At 51.5% G+C, this 17,495-nt stretch carries 14 protein-coding genes; 4 read left to right on the top strand and 10 right to left on the bottom strand.

Features of this window, described 5'->3' with window-relative positions:
* Nucleotides 1-141: 141 nt before the first annotated feature.
* The 5 genes from rpsI to HRU79_08265 all read right to left on the bottom strand — a co-directional run bounded on the left by rpsI (nt 142) and on the right by HRU79_08265 (nt 3,104).
* Nucleotides 142-528, bottom strand: coding sequence for a 30S ribosomal protein S9 (gene rpsI / locus HRU79_08285; protein QOJ26645.1), 387 nt, complete (start codon nt 526-528; stop codon nt 142-144).
* Nucleotides 529-555: 27 nt separating this feature from the next.
* The gene (gene rplM, locus HRU79_08280; protein QOJ26644.1) at nt 556-1,005 is read right to left on the bottom strand and encodes a 50S ribosomal protein L13; all 450 of its coding nucleotides are present in this window, start codon (nt 1,003-1,005) and stop codon (nt 556-558) included.
* Nucleotides 1,006-1,126: 121 nt separating this feature from the next.
* Nucleotides 1,127-2,317, bottom strand: coding sequence for an AmmeMemoRadiSam system protein B (gene amrB, locus HRU79_08275; GenBank protein QOJ26643.1), 1,191 nt, complete (start codon nt 2,315-2,317; stop codon nt 1,127-1,129).
* Between the two features lie 41 nt (nt 2,318-2,358).
* Entirely contained in the window at nt 2,359-2,562 is a 204-nt protein-coding gene (locus tag HRU79_08270) for a hypothetical protein (protein QOJ26642.1), read from the bottom strand.
* The gene (locus HRU79_08265) at nt 2,559-3,104 is read right to left on the bottom strand and encodes a gamma carbonic anhydrase family protein (protein ID QOJ26641.1); all 546 of its coding nucleotides are present in this window, start codon (nt 3,102-3,104) and stop codon (nt 2,559-2,561) included. Before HRU79_08265 ends, HRU79_08270 begins: the two co-directional genes overlap by 4 nt.
* A gap of 167 nt (nt 3,105-3,271) precedes the next feature.
* Between HRU79_08265 and HRU79_08260 the strand changes: the two genes are divergently transcribed.
* Nucleotides 3,272-5,656 carry a hypothetical protein gene (locus HRU79_08260; GenBank protein ID QOJ26640.1) on the top strand — a complete coding sequence of 795 codons (2,385 nt, stop codon included), beginning with the start codon at nt 3,272-3,274 and terminating at the stop codon, nt 5,654-5,656.
* Nucleotides 5,657-6,109: 453 nt separating this feature from the next.
* Here HRU79_08260 and HRU79_08255 read toward each other — a convergent pair whose 3' ends face one another.
* The 5 genes from HRU79_08255 to HRU79_08235 form a co-directional block, all read right to left on the bottom strand.
* Entirely contained in the window at nt 6,110-6,814 is a 705-nt protein-coding gene (locus HRU79_08255; protein QOJ26639.1) for an ATP-dependent Clp protease proteolytic subunit, read from the bottom strand.
* Between the two features lie 191 nt (nt 6,815-7,005).
* Nucleotides 7,006-7,233, bottom strand: a complete 228-nt coding sequence (locus tag HRU79_08250; protein ID QOJ26638.1) for a hypothetical protein — start codon at nt 7,231-7,233, stop codon at nt 7,006-7,008.
* Nucleotides 7,234-7,710: 477 nt separating this feature from the next.
* On the bottom strand, nt 7,711-9,159 hold the full coding sequence (locus tag HRU79_08245) for an HD domain-containing protein (protein QOJ26637.1): 1,449 nt from the start codon (nt 9,157-9,159) through the stop codon (nt 7,711-7,713).
* A complete protein-coding gene (locus HRU79_08240; protein QOJ26636.1) occupies nt 9,140-10,135 on the bottom strand; it encodes a transketolase family protein in 996 nt (331 codons plus the stop codon). Before HRU79_08240 ends, HRU79_08245 begins: the two co-directional genes overlap by 20 nt.
* A 61-nt stretch (nt 10,136-10,196) precedes the next feature.
* Nucleotides 10,197-11,087, bottom strand: coding sequence for a transketolase (locus HRU79_08235; protein ID QOJ26635.1), 891 nt, complete (start codon nt 11,085-11,087; stop codon nt 10,197-10,199).
* Nucleotides 11,088-11,337: 250 nt separating this feature from the next.
* Between HRU79_08235 and HRU79_08230 the strand changes: the two genes are divergently transcribed.
* The 3 genes from HRU79_08230 to HRU79_08220 all read left to right on the top strand — a co-directional run bounded on the left by HRU79_08230 (nt 11,338) and on the right by HRU79_08220 (nt 17,479).
* Nucleotides 11,338-15,702, top strand: coding sequence for a choice-of-anchor D domain-containing protein (locus HRU79_08230; protein QOJ26634.1), 4,365 nt, complete (start codon nt 11,338-11,340; stop codon nt 15,700-15,702).
* Nucleotides 15,703-15,817: 115 nt separating this feature from the next.
* Nucleotides 15,818-16,330 carry a T9SS type A sorting domain-containing protein gene (locus tag HRU79_08225; protein QOJ26633.1) on the top strand — a complete coding sequence of 171 codons (513 nt, stop codon included), beginning with the start codon at nt 15,818-15,820 and terminating at the stop codon, nt 16,328-16,330.
* 15 nt (nt 16,331-16,345) lie between these two features.
* Nucleotides 16,346-17,479 carry a cystathionine gamma-synthase gene (locus tag HRU79_08220; GenBank protein QOJ26632.1) on the top strand — a complete coding sequence of 378 codons (1,134 nt, stop codon included), beginning with the start codon at nt 16,346-16,348 and terminating at the stop codon, nt 17,477-17,479.
* Nucleotides 17,480-17,495: the final 16 nt, after the last annotated feature.

Raw genomic sequence — 17,495 nt, 5'->3', positions numbered from 1 at the left:
GTGGATAATCGTGTGCCTGCTTCGTCAACGCAGCCGCACCCCCGAGGGGCGTCCGTGGCTTTGTCTCCACAGGCATGGTGTTGTAATTTCTGTGTAAACGCACTGTCCGCAGGGAAACCCGGCGGACAGTGCAGGTAAGCATTACCGCTTGGAGAACTGGAAGCGCTTCCGTGCTTTTTTCTGACCGTACTTTTTACGCTCAACCATACGGGGGTCGCGGGTAAGTACGCCCGCCGGACGCAGCACGGTACGGAACTCTTCGTTGTAATCCAGCAGCGCCCTGGCAACGCCAAGGCGTACGGCTCCTGCCTGACCGGCCTTGCCACCGCCGCGAACGTTCACGTTCACGTCGAACTGCTTATTGGTGCCGGTTAATACCATGGGCAGCAGTGCGTCCTGCCTGTATGTTTCAATTGGAAAATAATCTTCCAGAGCTGACCGGTTAATCAGTACGTTGCCTGTACCGCTCATCAGCCGTACCTGGGCTACGCTTGTTTTCCGACGTCCGGTTCCTGAATATGTCTTCATGCTATTCTCGTTCAGTTAATGTCGGTATCAGGCCTTTAGGGCAAATGGTTTGGGCTGCTGTGCTTCGTGCGGATGCTCGCTGCTGCGGTACACCTTGAGCTTCTTGCCAATGGCACGGCCAAGGCTGGTTTTCGGCAGCATGCCACGTACCGCCAGTTCTACGATCTCTTCGGGTTTGTTTTCCTTAAGATCCTTAAACGTCCGCACCCTGCCACCGCCCGGGTATCCGGTATAGTGGAAGTACGTTTTCTGCTCGGCACGCTTCCCCTGCATAACAATCTGCTCTGCATTAATAACAACAACAAAGTCGCCGTTATCAACGTGAGGGGTAAAGTCAGGTTTATGCTTACCGCGTAAAAGTGTGGCTACCTGGGTTGCCAGGCGGCCTACTGTCTGCCCTGCAGCATCTACCACCCACCAGTTGTGCGTGGCATCTTCCTTGCGCAGTGAATTTGTGATTTTCTGGTTATGTGACATACAAGTCCTCCCCACGGGGAGCTTTGATAATACGTTGAAACGATTAGAGCCTGCAAAAGTACGGAAAGTTTGGATAATCGGCAAGGAGGGAAAGGAATTTTTGGAGGGGGCTATGGTTTCGTTACCATGACATCACGGCAAAGCTGACGGCGCTGCCGGTTTCGGCATCGTTCCATAGTGCATGGTGCATGGTTGTGCCGGTGCCGGCGTTGCAGGCTTGCAAACCTACCATCAGGGGTACGTAGCCGCAGATGTTGGTGTAGTTTCCGCTGTTGGAGATACGGGTATGGAAGCTGCTGGTATCACCGGATGCAAGCAGGTTCAGCAGTTCGGCGTCGGTATCGTGGACGCCTTGCACCATGGTTTCAGCGGCTTGGTTATGACCAAACCGGAGGCCATAGTGCGACATATCGCCGCTGATAAGCCAGCCAACTTTCCCGGTGCACCGGCCGGCAACGGTCCGGCATGCTTCGGCAACAGCCTGCATCTGTCGGGCTGCTTCATTAGGGTCCAGCCCGGTGTCGGCAACCAGGACGGGTACAACTCTGATCGGGCGTGACGGGTACACGTGCTGGAGGAGCACTGCGTGGAGTTCAAGTGAATGTTCGGGTTTATGGGCAACATCAGTGGAGGCAAGCCCAAGCCCCTTTCCCAAAAGTTCTGTGCGAAGTTCATCAACAACGTGGGTGTCGGTCTGCAGCGTCCCCAGCGGAGTGGTGTATGATTTGTTGGTAAGGATCACCATGGTATCGGCCCAGTAATGCGAGGTACCGATCATGAAAACAATGTCGGCATTCAGGCCACGAATTGCCTGAAGTCCGTGGGCGTATGCCTGGCCTGCTACCCGAAAGTCAATATGCGGGACAAGTGCGGCGGAGCAGGGCTGTGCGGGCTGACTGTTCAGGGAGTCCATGGTATCCAGCAGTTGTTTCAGCTCGTCGGGGTCTGCGGGATAGGTACTTCCGGCGCAAACGGGAGGTCTGAGAGAACTGCTGTTCCAGGCGTTTTCCATGTGTGTGCGGAGTTCAGCCAGACGGGGTGTTTCAAAGTAGCCCATGGTATCCAGTTGCCGGATAAACATCCTTGCATTGGCAATCTCGGCACTGTCGGCCGGGATTCCCATGGCGTCAGCAAATGCTTCCCAGGATGTTTCGCCATCGCAATGTTCCAGAATATGCACCATGTCGGGGTGCAGCATGATGGGTCCGTCGGCAATACCATACGGATCGTTCAGGATGAGCATCTGTTCCGATTCAGCAGTGTGAACGGATATGCTTACCTCAGATCTGAAATTGGGCAGCAGTGAATTCATTATATTTATTGTAACCTATTTTGTTTTTATCCTGGTATCGCTTACTTGTTCTTTTCAATGGTAGCCCGCAATGCCCTCACAACAAACACGCCGCTTACACCGCTAATTGCAAAGAGTCCGCCGGCCACAAAATACAGCCATTCACCGGTGTAGAAGCCGGCGAACGCCATTCCAAGCACACCGATGGCAGTAAAGATTAATATCGTGGTAAGTGCTCCGCCGAGCGATGCTTTTGTTTTTTTCATTGGTGCCCCCGTTGAGTTCTAACGTTGTAATGATTTCGGTAACTGTGAATGTAGTCGATATAGTTTTGCGCACTTTCATCAAGAAACGTACGTTCCTGCTGCGTAAGCTCACGGATGATCTTGCCGGGTACACCGGCAACCAGAACACCGTCAGGCACAACAAAGCCCTGCCGTACAACGGTACCTGCGGCCACCATGCTGTAATTCCCGATCACCGATCCATCAAGCAACGTAGCCTGCATGCCTACCAGAACACTGTTGCCAACGGTACATCCATGCAGCATCGCATGGTGTCCGATAGTAACGTTGTTGCCTATATGCAGCGGATGTTTGTTATAGGTGGTATGGCACATGGTAAGATCTTGGATATTGGTACGGCTGCCAATACGGATTTCGTGTACATCGCCACGCAGCACGCAGTTAAACCATACCGAGCTGTGTTCACCAATCTCAACGTCGCCCAGAATAACGGCGCCATGAGCCACAAATACCGATTCATGCAGTTTGGGAGTAATGCCACCGTACTCTATTATCGATGCCACGATATTCCTTCAGTGATTCTCACTAATCTGTTGTACAAAGCTACTTATCCGACAGAGTGAAGTGACTATAAACCCTCCGGTTTTACGCGTACAGTGTGACAAAAGTCATTGTTCCGGACAGGAGCAAAATCTAACTTGTAAGTATCGTTCACACACCAAAATCTCGCATGCGTACTACCATTTCCGCTTTTGCAATAGCGATAGCTGCACTGTTACTTACAGGCTGCCCCACCGACTCTCCGGTTTCACCTTCCGACCCGAATGCGGGCACGATCACCGTAGGCGACCGTGCGGCATCCGAATCGTTTTCGCTTCCGCCGGGAGGGGGCTCAGTTTCATCGTCACCAGCCGCCGGCGGTATTACCATCACCACTCCCGCAGATGCCTTTTCGCAGGGTGTCCATTTCACGGTTTCGGCGGCACCGGTAGTAAAGCATACGTTTGGTACCGCATTCAACCCGTTAACACCACTGATTCGGATTGATAACGGAGGGGGCTATGCCAAAAGCCCCTTTACCATCACCATTCCGATATCACTGCCGCCAAACCACTTTGCAATGGGCTTCTTTTATGACGAAGAAACAGGCGAGCTGGAAGGCATTCCGGCATCGTCACTCGCAAATGATGCCATCACCCTGCTCACGGCCCACGTAGAAGGCAGGCGTCTGTCTGATGGTACCAAGGGGGGAATTCAGGGCTCAAAGTCATACGTCGATCTTATTGTAGCCTCGGTAGATAAGAATGAACTCTCGGGAATCCAGAATACGAATTTTACGCCGGGTGTAGACGACTGGGAGTTCACCAACTACGGGTCGTATATCGCACCGGGCGGACACTGTGCCGGGCAGTCAATATCGGCAATGTGGTACTTCACGATGAAGAAACAGCGGGAACACCTGCCGGCACTGTATAACCGCTACAGTATGACTGAAAACCCGAAGCTGTGGCAGGACAACTCACGCGGTTACCGGCTCGCATCGGTTGTACAGTCGAAACTCGACTGGGATAACAGAGTTGTATGGCTGAAGCGGTTCGATAGTGTTGGTACGTCGGCGTACTCGGCCGACAGTTTGCACTACCTCTCGTTTGTGTATGGAATGAAGATTACCGGTAAGCCTCAATATGTGACAATTCGGGGCGAAGTGGGTGGTCACGCACTCATTGCCTACAAGGCGGGTCAGGGAAAGGTATGGGTTGCCGACCCGAACTATCCCGGAAAAACTAATCGCGAAATCACAATACCGGCCGGCAGTACCTTCTCACCTTATTACAGCGGGGCTAATGCAAGCAGCCTTGGACACCCCTTCCCAAGAATACGTTACGTAGCAAAGACGGCAATGATTAACCACGAGGGAATAGATGCCGAATGGAAGAAATTAGAAAAATCTACTATCGGAGATGATATCTTTCCGGAATGGCAGCTCTTCCAAAAAAACCCTGAAACAAACGAGTTTGAGGCAGCCGCTCGTGATACCCTGTTTACCGATGCCGACGGAAAAATCTCACTGCAGGTACGATGTCCGTCATGCGAGTACCAATACCCGTCCGACAACCTGATCGATGCCGTACTCTACACGCCTGACGGCAACAAATTTGGTTCGGCATCAGCCGGCACCATAACAGCAACTCTGACAAACACCGGCGAAAAACTCGTCGGCCTGTATGCGTATGGCTCGGTTAACGCCCCAACAAAGAAAAGTGATAAATATATTGATTTCAAGTGGTTCACAATTATGAGAAAGGGGCTTACCATAACGCCTGCAGATACGACTGTGGATGTCGGAGCCAAGGTAAAATTCATCGCCCGCACCAACGGCACTGCACCCAAACGTGCCAGATTCGACTGGTACTTCCCGGAATCCGAAAAACCAATATCGGTAACCGGCGACAGCACAATCAGCCACATCTTTGAGGAGGGCGGTCAGTTCACGATTGGCATTATTCTGCACGACCTTGACAAAGGCAAGGATATCGACACTGCAACCACAACCATCACTGTTGGTGCACCGTGGCGGTATCTCTTTATTCAGATAGCCGACTATTCAATTAAACCGACGGAAGAAAATAAGGGTCCGATTCTAATGTCCGACGGTAGCCGTTCCAACTTTTTAACCTTTCTCAATGCATACGCTCTGACTCGTGAACCATGCGATGCACTGGTCTGGAACGGAGATTCATTTTCGGCAACTATTGAGTGCAGAGATAGAATCACCAGTCAGATGACATCACTTAAAACCGGAACAATTTCCGGCACATTGTCGAAAGACAAAAAAATGATAACTACAGTAACGGTAACCATGTTGCAGGCAGTAGAGTTTACAGACGGTGACGTAGTCGAATCAATGAACTCATCAATCACTCTGAACAACATACCACTTGGTCCGGTCAACGACGAAGACGTACTCCCCGGCACCGGTGCCGTTATCTACGGTACCAAGGCGGTGCAGTACGTCAAGTCGCTCACCTACAACCTGCCGGCAAACAAATCATCGCTGGAACGCATTGACTGGGGCAGCGGAAAAACAAAGCTGATAGTAAATTTCCGGGATTAGGCCCCGGCCCCACCCCCGCCCTCCCCAAACGCGCAGGCGCGTTTAGGGAGGGGGAGCCAGATTCATTATTATTGACGAGGAAGACGTGCTGGCGCACGGCCGCACGCCAGCACTAGACAGTTCAATGGTTTTTAACCTGGTTTTTGATTGTGTTTCGTGAGGGCAACCACGTGGGGTCGCCCCTACGGTTTCGTGTGATTCACGGTGTGTACCGTACACGCTGGGCAACCACGTGGGGTTGCCCCTACGGTTTAATGGTAACATTGCGGTTTAACACAAACCATTGAACACAACCCATCTGCATATCAAAAACACGCCAACATTCCAAACGGACGGACTACGGCCCTTTGGGTCCCACCTCTTCCACCTTCATGCATCACCACCTACCTTCACAGCTCGGCCGTCCGGTTGCGTTGCGCAGCCTATAAAATAACTGACAGACAGTTCAGATCGTCAGCCGTGGCTAAGAACATTCACTCGTCCTTCATGGTTCTCAATAATCCGATATACGTTGGTATTTGATAACGTCAGGCACGTGCTATGATGAACTGCAAGTATCAAATCTTGCAATTCCTGATCATCTTCCATGAGGGTCACACAAATACCTAACTCGAGTAACTCAGCTATATGGATATGCCGATCATGAGCCATGTTTGCATCGGAGTCAGAAAGCTGAGTAACGATATGGTTGACCATAGTGTCAGCATCCGGACCTCTTCCCTCAAACATATTCGAAAGCAACCACTGGCGAACGTTTTCTTTTGCTCGCCGGACTGCAAGTTCTGCTTGATAAAACCAGGTTGCTGGATACTTAGCAAGGCGTATTTGCCAGTATGGCGTACGACTGGGATCCTGGCTCAGTTCCTGCTGCGCCTGTGTAAACTCCTTGATTATCAAGTTAGCAGGTATACCATTAAACTGTGGGTCTATAGGACCCAGACTGGACTGTTTTCCGAGGATAATTTCTTTTGATGCCAGGGCGATCATCGTTCCAGCCGACATGGCGATTTGTGGTACAATCACTCTGATATTGCAACCAAACATCTGGCGTAGATAATGAACAATAGCCTCAGTTGCGCCAATGCTACCACCCGGTGTATGGAGGATTAGATCAAGACCCGTTTCTTTCTTGGTGGCCAAACCGTGGCATGCGTTCATTAAACCTTCTATGTCACCATCGTTAATAGAGGCTGTAAATGGTAACGGACTTTTGGTAAATGCACCAGAATAGAATGTAATTGTATGTCTGCCCGTTTTTTGTTACAGTAACTGTAAATAGCGCTGCCTGGCGACATCAAATGGTGACCGAGATATATCGGTAAAAATCTCTGTCCAACCGTTGCTTAAGCTCATTGCTTTGCATATTTGTAGGTAACGGGGACACCGACGGTAGCGGATGCCCCTACAAGTACAGCCTGCTGCTCATCAAGTTCAAACAGCGATTGAAGGCGTAAGATCTCGTCGATTCGCCTCTGGCTGTCAATAAAATGGGGTTCATTGAGAATCTTCTCAACAAGAGGAATCTGACCACTTCCGTTATTATTTTCGATCATCTTTTCGTTCGTGTCGTTGTTCATACTTGTATCCCCATTAAAATTGTTTTCTTTGCTGGATTTTCTGCAAAAAACCAATTGCACTTTGTTAGCAATACTCTTTATACCACGCAATACTACGAAAATCAAGCAATCTTGGCTGTATCACTCAAAGTCCTCGATACCTTTTGGATATAGAGTGGTGAATGGCATGAAAATGTGACGTGAATCTATTCGAGCCCTGTCTTCACGTTCTTTTTCTAAAACAAGTTTATTGGGATTTTAAGACCAACTTACCATAATGTTAAGGCGCATGGCCGCTCCATACCCCAGCGGCTTTGGGGGGCAGGTTTACAGGATTTTGGATAAGAGGACCGTAGGGGCGCACGGCGGGCGCCCGGTGCCGGATGTGGTGGTGGTTTGTTTGGGCGACCACGCGGGGTTGCCCCACCGGATTATCGTTTTGTTGTTTTGTGGAGGGCGGATGCCATCCGCCCCTACGGGGTTTCGTGTGGGCGACCGCTACCCCCTGCGTGAAAACCGTGCGGTGGGGGCCTGTGCCATCCATGTGTCGAGATTTGCGAGCATGTACTTTCTTGCTGCATCGTGATCGTTGGGGATGATGCCATCTAAAATTGCTTCTTCGATCATCCACTTGATGTAGCCTACTGTGCGCGACGGATCCAGTCCGGTGATTTCCATGATTTCCTCTCCACGAACGGGGCTTTGGAAGGCGCGCAGGTTGTCGCGCTCTACAACATCGTGAACTTTTGCCTGGACAATGTCGTAGTTCTTCAGGTATTGCTGTGCCCGGCGTGGGTTTCTGGTGGTGACGTCGGCCCTGCAGAGCATAAACAAGTCATCAATAGCGTCGCCGGCGTTTACGGCAAGCCTGCGGATTGCACTATCGGTTACACCTTCGTCAACCAGTTGCATTGGACGCTGGTGCAGCATAACTAATTTCTTTACGTAATCAAGCTGGTCAAGCGGCAGTTTCATCCGCCGGAAAATTTTATCCTGCCACCGGGCTCCAAGGTCTTCATGCCCGTGAAATGTAAAGCCATGCCCATCTACAAATTTCTTGGTACGGGGCTTGGCAATATCATGCATCAGTGTTGCAAACCGCAGCCACAGGTTGTCCGACATACGGCTTACATTATCAACAACTTTAAGAGTGTGCAGGAACACATCCTTATGGGCGTATTCCTGAGCCCCCTTCATCACTAAGTCAACACCAGCAAGGTTGTGGACTTCAGGGAAGACGTGCTGCAGAAGACCTGTGTCGAAGAGAATTTTAAGTCCTACTGACGGACGTTCGGTTTGCAATATCTTTAATAACTCATCTGTTATCCGCTCCTGAGAGACGATGGTAATTCTGGACGCCATCATACGGATAGCTCTGAGAACATCGTCGTCAACATTGAACTGCAACTGAGAAGCAAAGCGTGCAGCCCGCATCATCCGGAGCGGATCATCGGACATGGTAACTTCCGGATCAAGCGGCGTTACCAGTAGCCCCCTGGCGAGATCTTCGGCTCCATGAAACAAATCAACAACATCGCCAAGGGAATCGGCCGAGAGCGAGGCTGCCATAGCGTTCACCGTAAAGTCACGCCGGCGCAGGTCGTCTTCAAGTGTCCCCTCTTTAACAATCGGCTTACGCGACCCCTCACGGTACACCTCCTGCCGGGTTCCAACAAATTCAATTTGCTTACCAAAGGCCGGAACCATCGCTGTCCGAAACCGCTCGTACTCCACCGTCTGCGACTTAAAAGCATCGGCCACCATCCGAGCGAACCGAACTGGATCACCAATAACCGTAATATCAATATCGCTACGATCTTTCTGGAGCAGGGCATCGCGTACAAAGCCCCCTACCACGTAGCATTGCACACCTGCATCGTGAGCAATTGCCGCGATACGCAACAAAACCGGATCTGTGATTGCGATGTTATTCGAAAACCGGGACATCTTTAATGGCCCGAACGCCGGTGCTGCCCTTGTCGCGACGCTGCATGGCTATCTTGGCCGAAGCCACGATTTCGCGCCAGGTAAGACCAAACTTCTCCATCAGCTCTTCGGGCTCGCCGGAGCCGCCAAACGTATCTTTTACGCCAACAAATTCAATTGGCACCGGGAAGTTCTTTGCCGTACATTCGGCAACAGCACCGCCCAAACCTCCATGGAGCTGATGCTCTTCGGCCGTGACAATACAGCCGCATTCGCGGGCTGCCGCAGTGATGGTTTCAAAATCAAACGGTTTAACTGACGGTGCATTAATGACCCGTGCCTGAATACCTTGTTTTGCCAGGTAATCGGCGGCGGTGAGGGCTTCCCATACCATCGCGCCATTGGCAACCAGTGCAACATCGGTGCCATCGCGGTACACGTATGCCTTACCAATTTCAAACGGAGTGTTCTCGGTGGTAAACATCGGCACCGGCGACCTGCCAAAGCGGATGTATGCCGGACCAACCATCTCGCCCATAGCCACCGTTGCCTTGCGGGCCTGCTCGTAGTCACACGGAACCAGCAGCGTCATGTGTGGCAGCGTACGCAGGAACGATACTTCTTCCAGAACCTGGTGGGTAGCACCGTCAGGACCAACGCTGATACCGGCATGTCCGCCGCCAATTTTAACATTGGCTTCGTTATAGCATACTGAAATCCGCAACTGGTCAGCATTCCGGAAGGCGCAGAAAGCACCGTATGAGGCAAAGAACGGAATTTTGCCGGTAAGGGCAAGACCCGCCGCAATGGTCGTTGCATTTTGTTCAGCAATTCCAACCGAAAAAAAGCGGTCAGGCCAGCGATCTTTAAACAGCGACGTCATCACCGAACCGGTGATATCGCCACCAAGTACAACAACGTTTTCATACTTTTCGCCCAGGTCAACAAGTCCGTCACCAAAGCCAAAGCGAGTAGGTTTTTGTCCAAGAAGTTCCATGATCAAGAATGAAGTAGGGAATAAAATCCGGTGAGGAGAAAATCAATCGTGTAAACCGTCATTATGCCAGTTCGGCAAGAGCTTGTTCAGCCTGTTCTTTTGAAGGGGGCTTACCATGCCACTCAAACTTGTCGTTCATAAAGCTCACGCCATGGCCCATGAATGACCGTGCGATGATGCAGGTAGGCTTGCCGGTTTCCTTTTTGTGGTTATCCAGGAAGAAATCAAAGCCCCTTACCAAATCGGCATGGTTGTGTCCGTCCACAACAATCGTCTCGAAGCCGAAGGCCTTACACTTGTCGTCGATGGGATACACATTCATCACATCGGGCAACCGTCCGTCGATCTGACAGTCGTTATTATCAATAATCCAGCAGAAATTGTCCAGATTGTAGTTCGACGCCGCCATTGCAGCCTCCCACACACTGCCTTCCTGCAGCTCACCGTCACCCGTTAATGCAAACACTTTCCGGCTGTTTCGATCCACCAGCTTATCGGCCATTGCCATACCCACGGCAATGGAGATTCCCTGTCCAAGCGAACCGCTTGATGTTTCGATACCCGGCAGATGCATATCACGTCCGGGATGCCCTTGCAGGCGCGACCCGAATTTGCGCAGTGTACCCAGCTCGTCCTTGGGGAAGCACCCGGCATTTGCCAGCGACGCATACAGGACCGGCGCCATGTGTCCTGCCGAGAGAACAAACCTGTCGCGGTCCGGCTGATTCATATCTGCGGGATTATAGTTCATCACACCGCCAAAGTAGAGTACCGCAAAGATGTCGGCCGACCCCATGGGCCCTCCGCTGTGCCCGGACCCTGCGCGCACCAGCATTTTAATGATGTCGCGGCGGATTTCCTTGGCAATTGGCACAAAATCTTCTGCCTGACGGCGTTTGTTTGGAAAAGTAATGGTAGAAAAATCCAGGTTTGATGCGGTATTTGTTTCCATGTCACTCACTAGAATAAACGTAATGTGAAAGCCAAGCACAAAGGTACGAAGTACCGGCCACCTAATAAAGTTTGCCGCACCCATTGAAATATCGTAACCCGAATGGAAACTTTTTGTTATAATGCACAATGGTGTGGTATTCCTAGCCCGTATACCCGGTGTTGAATGTAACTTATTCAGCGTCGGTGAATTATACTTTTGGCAGCATGGTGTAGCATCCGTAACTACAATCTGAAACCGGAGGATTTCTATGTTTCATAAAATGATACGCATTTTTATTTTTTGCATTTCCGTGGCGATTGCCGTTCAGGTGTCCGCACAAAAGAAGGACGACGGGCACATTCAGGTTGTTGGCGGCTCACAGGGGACAGAATTCTGGATAGCAATACCAGCCAACGACTTCCCGCAGCAACCGGTAACGTCACTCGACGTACAGATCGCATCCGCCTATTCAACCGAGGTAACGGTATATGATGCCGCCGGTGATAAAACCTACCGCCGAAATATTGAGCCGTATGTTGTTCGGATCCTGAACGACACACGGGGCGAAACCAACTGGTCGTGGGAAGTGCGCGAGATCGAACGCGTGGTAAAGAAAGGGATTCGCATTACGGCGCCGCAGCCGATTTCGGTGTACGTGCTGAACGGTAAATACGTTACGTCGGACGGGTTCCTCGCCATTCCTACGTCGGCGTTCGGCAAAAAGTACATAGTTACGTCGTACTATGACTTCGCTGAATACTACCAGTGGCCGGCAGGCTTCGTAATTGTCGCCAAAGAAAACGGCACCGTCGTCAACATTAAACTGCGCGGTACCGGTAAGGGTTATGCCAAAACCATGGGGGGCAAGCAGATTGGTGATGAATGGCAGGTTTCCATGGAAGAGGGTGACGTGTATTGCGTTACCGGTGATGGAACCACCCGTGGTCTGTTTGATATTACCGGCACCGAAATCACAAGCAACAAGCCTATCGGCATGCTCTCGTATCACAATCGGACCACCATGCCCAATCTCCTGGTAAACGGCAACGGTCGAGATCACATGGTTGAGATGACGCCACCGGTTGAAACCTGGGGTAAAAAATATGTTACCGTGGAATATGCCAGAAACGGCTCCAACCCTAAGGCAAAAGGCGATGTTTTCCGCGTAATCTCATCACAGCCCAATACAACGTGGACGCTGAAATACTACGATAAGAAGACAAAGAAATTACTTGGACAGGGTGGTGGCAAGCTGATGAGTGCCGGTGATTTTGCCGACCTTGCCCAGGCTACAGCACCATCGGTGCTAACAAACGGTTACAGCGTGTGGGAAGCCGACAAGCCCATCTTCGTGATGCAGTACGCTTGTTCTGCCAGCTTTGACGGCGATGATTTCCACGACCCGTTCATGATTAACGTGGTGCCACAGGAACAGTTTATCCCTAACACAATCTTCCAGTCGCCTACCGATCCCAAGTACATGGTTCATAAACTAAACCTGATTGTTTGGGCTGACACCGCTGACCCTAATTATGTTGACAACCTGAAAAGCCTTGAGATTGACGGGAAGGCCGTGTGGAATCACCCCCGCGCGGCAGCTCCGACACTGCTGTACAATCACATGGGCAATAACCTTCACTGGACCCAGATCGACTTCAACTCTGAAGCAACAGCTCACCACATCACAACAAACGGTAAAATTAAATTTGGCGGTTATATCTACGGCTTTGGTAATGTTGACTCGTATGGCTGGCCCGCAGCTTCAGGGTTCAGGCCTACAACATCCGTAGACACATTACCACCGCTTCTTACCTCAACAGATCTCTGCGGCGACTTCACCTACGAAGCCACCGAATTACGCAACATCCCGGATCCGCCACTTGCAACACCAAGGGACACCGATCAGGTGGAAACAGGCGTCTTCAGCATCGACACGGTGTTCGGTTCGAACAGTACAAACTACCGGCTTGTATATATCACCGCTGACCCGCCGCTGCCCAAGGACAACTCGTATAAGCGGTTTAGCTTTAAGTGGGAAGTGATCGATAAATCCAAGGATGCCTACTGCGAATTTGATGTAACTGACTGGGCAGGCAATTTCACCCGCGATACCATTCAGTACTTTGCACCAAAGCTCAGCTTTGAACCACCGATCCTGGACTTTGGCAAACTCCGACTCGGAACCAATAAAACATTACAGCTCACCATCCGGAACACTACGGGTGGTAACATTGAGCTCCGGCGCAGCAGAGTACTGGCAGGAACGTATTTCTCGATTACCGCTAATGGTATTCCGCCGGCGGTTACACTTAAGGACGGTGAAACCGTAACCCTCGACGTCACCTATCAGGGAACCCGCGAAACCACCAACCTGCTGTCTGACCTTGATATTGACACCATTGAAATCTCCACCGAATGTGCCCCCTTCCGGCTTCCCCTGGTTGGCGTTGCCGCCATACCACGCATCGAAGTTGACAACTTTAATGCCGGCATCGTTGGCGTAAACGAAAAAGTGTGCAAGCAGCCCGGCATTACCATAAAGAACCCCGGATCGGATACTCTTGTGGTAACCGCACTTACGGGATATAACGGACAAAACTTTACGGTATCGTCACCCACAACACCGCCATTGCCCATCCGCGTAGCACCCAAGCAGGAAGTTGTTGTCACAGAAATTTGCTATGAGCGTGGCTCTGTGGGAACCGATTCGATAGACGTTGTATTTGAAAACAACGGCGACGGACCTGACAGCGTAAGTACCTGGACAGGCCGTACGCAGGAGCCTGGACCGCGCATCACCGGTTACAACTGGCTGAAACGTCGGGTGAACACATTGCACCAGGCCCTGATTGAAGTACGCAACTCCGGTAACCAGGCAATTACACTTACCGATGTCACATTTATGGATGGCTCCAAATACTGGCCCGCCGGAAGTAATGATGCCAACTTTGTGTTTAAGATTAACGGTCTGATGCAGAACGGTACCCCCGTTACAAACCCCAAGGTATCGGTAGCCGATGTTATCCAGGTTCTTGTTGAATTCCGTCCGGCAGACCGGCAAACGTACAGCCAGGCCATCAGGCCCGTATGGCAGGAAAGCGGTATTCCTGACGTGTCTGCCCTGTTGGAAGGAGAAGGAATTCTTCCAGAAATCACCACGCAGGGGGCTTCGCTCTTGTGTCTGGAAACACCGCAAGGACAGCCTGTTAGCAGAAACCTGGTCATCACCAACAATGGCAATATGGACCTGACGGTGTCGGTGGCCTTAGCCCCCGGCTCAGACGCCGCATGGTCGTTTGCCACGCCCCCGGCCAACCCCTACACCGTTTCACATATTGCCGGGAACAACACCCTTTCAATCCCGGTTCAGTACACCCGCCCAAGCGGTTACAACGGTGGCAGCAACCTGGTTGTTGAAGTTACCCACGATGCCATCCCCGGTAACGGTACTGACAGTGTGCTAACAACCACGGCTCAAACCACGGAACGCTTTGATGTGGCAAGCTGTGCAGGACCGGACATTCGGGTTACCGACATTGATTACGGTCGGCAACTTGCCAATTGTGATCAGCCACTCATGGAATTCACCATTTCAAACACCGGCGGTGGTGTAAACAGGCTGGAAATCCGTGACCTGCAACTTGTTGACGCCGACGCAGGAGTATTCCAGATTGTTAACATCCTGGATGCCTCGAATGTGCCTGTCACCCTACCGTTCATGATTCCCGCACAGTCCACCTACCGTGTTGTGGTACGGTTTATCCCCAACGAGCCAAACACGGCACCCTGGCCTGACAGGTCGTTTTCGGCACGAATCAAGGTTGTGAACTACGAAGAAGGCCAGAATACCGAGTTCAACCCCGACGTTTACGTTCAGCTGCGAGGAATTGGATACGTTGTACCCTTTGCCTTTAAGCTCTCCAACAACCGTCAGGGATCTGTAACCGACCCCAATACCGACCCGTCGGCCAGATTTACTGTTTCCGCCAGCTCATCCAACTGGGCCGGCTCCGGCATCCTGTCGCTCACTGCCGATGTGATCTATGTAACCAATTCAATGGCATTTACGCCGGGTTCGATCACCAAACTGGACCTCCCGGGTGACTGGACGGTTAGCGATCCGGTACGGACCGACATTAACGGTACACAATCACGCCTACGCTTCTCGCTCAACGGTTTCACGCCATTAAGCGCTGATGGTAACTTATTCTCGTTTGGTACTACCCTGCTCCTGTCCGAAGAGTTCAAACAGAATCAGGACCTGGAAGTAAACCTGTTCCGTCCGTGCTTCATCACCACAACATCGGGGTGCAGCACCGAAATCACTAACTGTGCCCTTACCAAGCGTGTAGTTTCGCTCAGCAAGAACAAACACTTTGTCAAGCCCCCTTCACCCAACCCTGTAAGTTCTGACGTTGCCGTTGTTGAATTTGGTATCGGCGTTACGGCACCAACAACAATCGAACTGGTGAACACTGCAGGTCAGGTTGTGGCCACGCTGATTCGGCAATCTCTGGAAGACGGCGAATATTCGCTCTCTATTCCGGTACAGTCACTTTCGAACGGCGTGTACTCACTGCGCATCCAAAGCTCTGACTACGCCGAAGCAGTCCCGTTTGTGATTGCACGGTAAAAAACCGCCAGCCTGCAAACAAGGAAAACGGATCCCACGGGATCCGTTTTTTTTTGCACGTTATTTGCTTTATTGGTGTTCTGACAGCTACTTTTGCTGGCACGAGGTATAAAAGATGAAACAACGCCCGTACCATACCCGCACATTCCTTGCAGGCCTGATACTTTCAGTTCTGCTTGGGATTGCTGCATCGCCGGTAGTCCGGGCCGACAAAAGTGGGAAATCGGTATCGCCACCCCTTCGGGTGTTCAATGGCAACGGTCAGCTTTCAATCCCGTCACTCAACGCCGTAGAGATAATTCTGGCAGCAGCACAAAACGCACCGCGCAGCCGATCACGGACAGTGCTTGCGGCCGATACAAACAAGACTGAGAGCAAAATCATTGCCGTTCGGGCAACTCCCGACGTCCTGAACGTACGGGTAAATCTTGGTGCCGAACAGGACAAGCTGGAAGTAACCGTACTGAACCTGCTTGGCAAGGAAATGAAGAAAGTGTACAGCGGATATGCATCAAAAGGTGAGCATGAATACAGCTCATCGATTTCTGATCTGCCCGAGGGCGTGTATATCTGCACTGTTCAGGGCTCTAATTTCCGCAGAGCCGAAAAGTTTTACCTCAGCCGTTAACCACAAACCAACATCGTGAAATTTTCTACCAAGGCCATTCATATTGGCCAGGAACCTGACGAACTCACCGGTGCCGTTACCGTACCACTGTATCAAACCTCGACTTACGCCCAGGAAGAAATTGGCAAACACAAGGGGTGGGAGTATGCCCGAACCCAGAATCCAACACGATCGCGCTGGGAAACCTGCTTAGCCGCAATGGAACAAGCTGCCGATGCAATAGCCTTTGGCAGCGGGTCTGCAGCGGTTGACGCCGTCCTGCGGATGCTGAAAGCAGGTGACCACGTGATTATGGCCGAGGATATGTACGGCGGCACCTACCGCCTGGCTACGCGGATGCACGAAAAATTTGGTCTGCTGTTTTCGTTCGTGGATATGCGCAATCCTGACAATGTAGCCAGGGCACTCACTGCCACAACAAAAATGGTGTACACCGAAACACCAACAAATCCGATGATGACCATTACTGACCTTGCTGCCGTTGCTACCATCGCGCACGGGGCTGATGCACTAATGGTTGTTGACAATACGTTTGCTTCACCCTATCTGCAGCAGCCAATTACGCTTGGTGCCGATATCGTTGTGCACAGTGCCACAAAGTACCTTGGTGGTCACAGCGATCTGGTGCATGGCATTGTTGCCACAAAAACCTCTGAACTGGCCGAGCAGCTGCACTTTATTCAGAATGCCGCCGGTGCCGTGCCGGGTCCGCTTGAAAGCTGGCTGTGTTTGCGCTCCGCAAAAACATTACACCTTAGGATGGAAGCACACAGCAGCAATGCCCTTGCTCTTGCCGAAATTCTGGATACACATTCAAAGGTTCAGGCTGTACACTATCCCGGCCTGAAAAGTCACCCCCAGCATTCCATTGCCGCCCGCCAGATGAAGGCATTTGGTGGCATGATAAGTATTGAGCTTGGCTCGCTGGCGGCCGCACAGAAATTTACCGCCAAAACAAAACTCTTCACCCTTGCCGAAAGTCTTGGTGGCGTTGAGTCACTCGTTTGCCATCCGATAACGATGACCCATGCCAGTGTGCCCGACGAGCAGCGCAAACGCCTTGGCATTACCCAGGGACTGGTGCGGCTGAGCGTTGGTGTTGAAGATCCCGAAGATCTGATTGCAGATCTTGAGCAGGCATTGGCGTAAACCTCCCGTTAAAGGG

This window comes from Ignavibacteria bacterium (assembly GCA_015709655.1).
Taxonomy (GTDB): Bacteria; Bacteroidota; Ignavibacteria; order Kapaibacteriales; family Kapaibacteriaceae; genus OLB6.
This window is presented reverse-complemented; position numbering and strand designations above follow the sequence as displayed.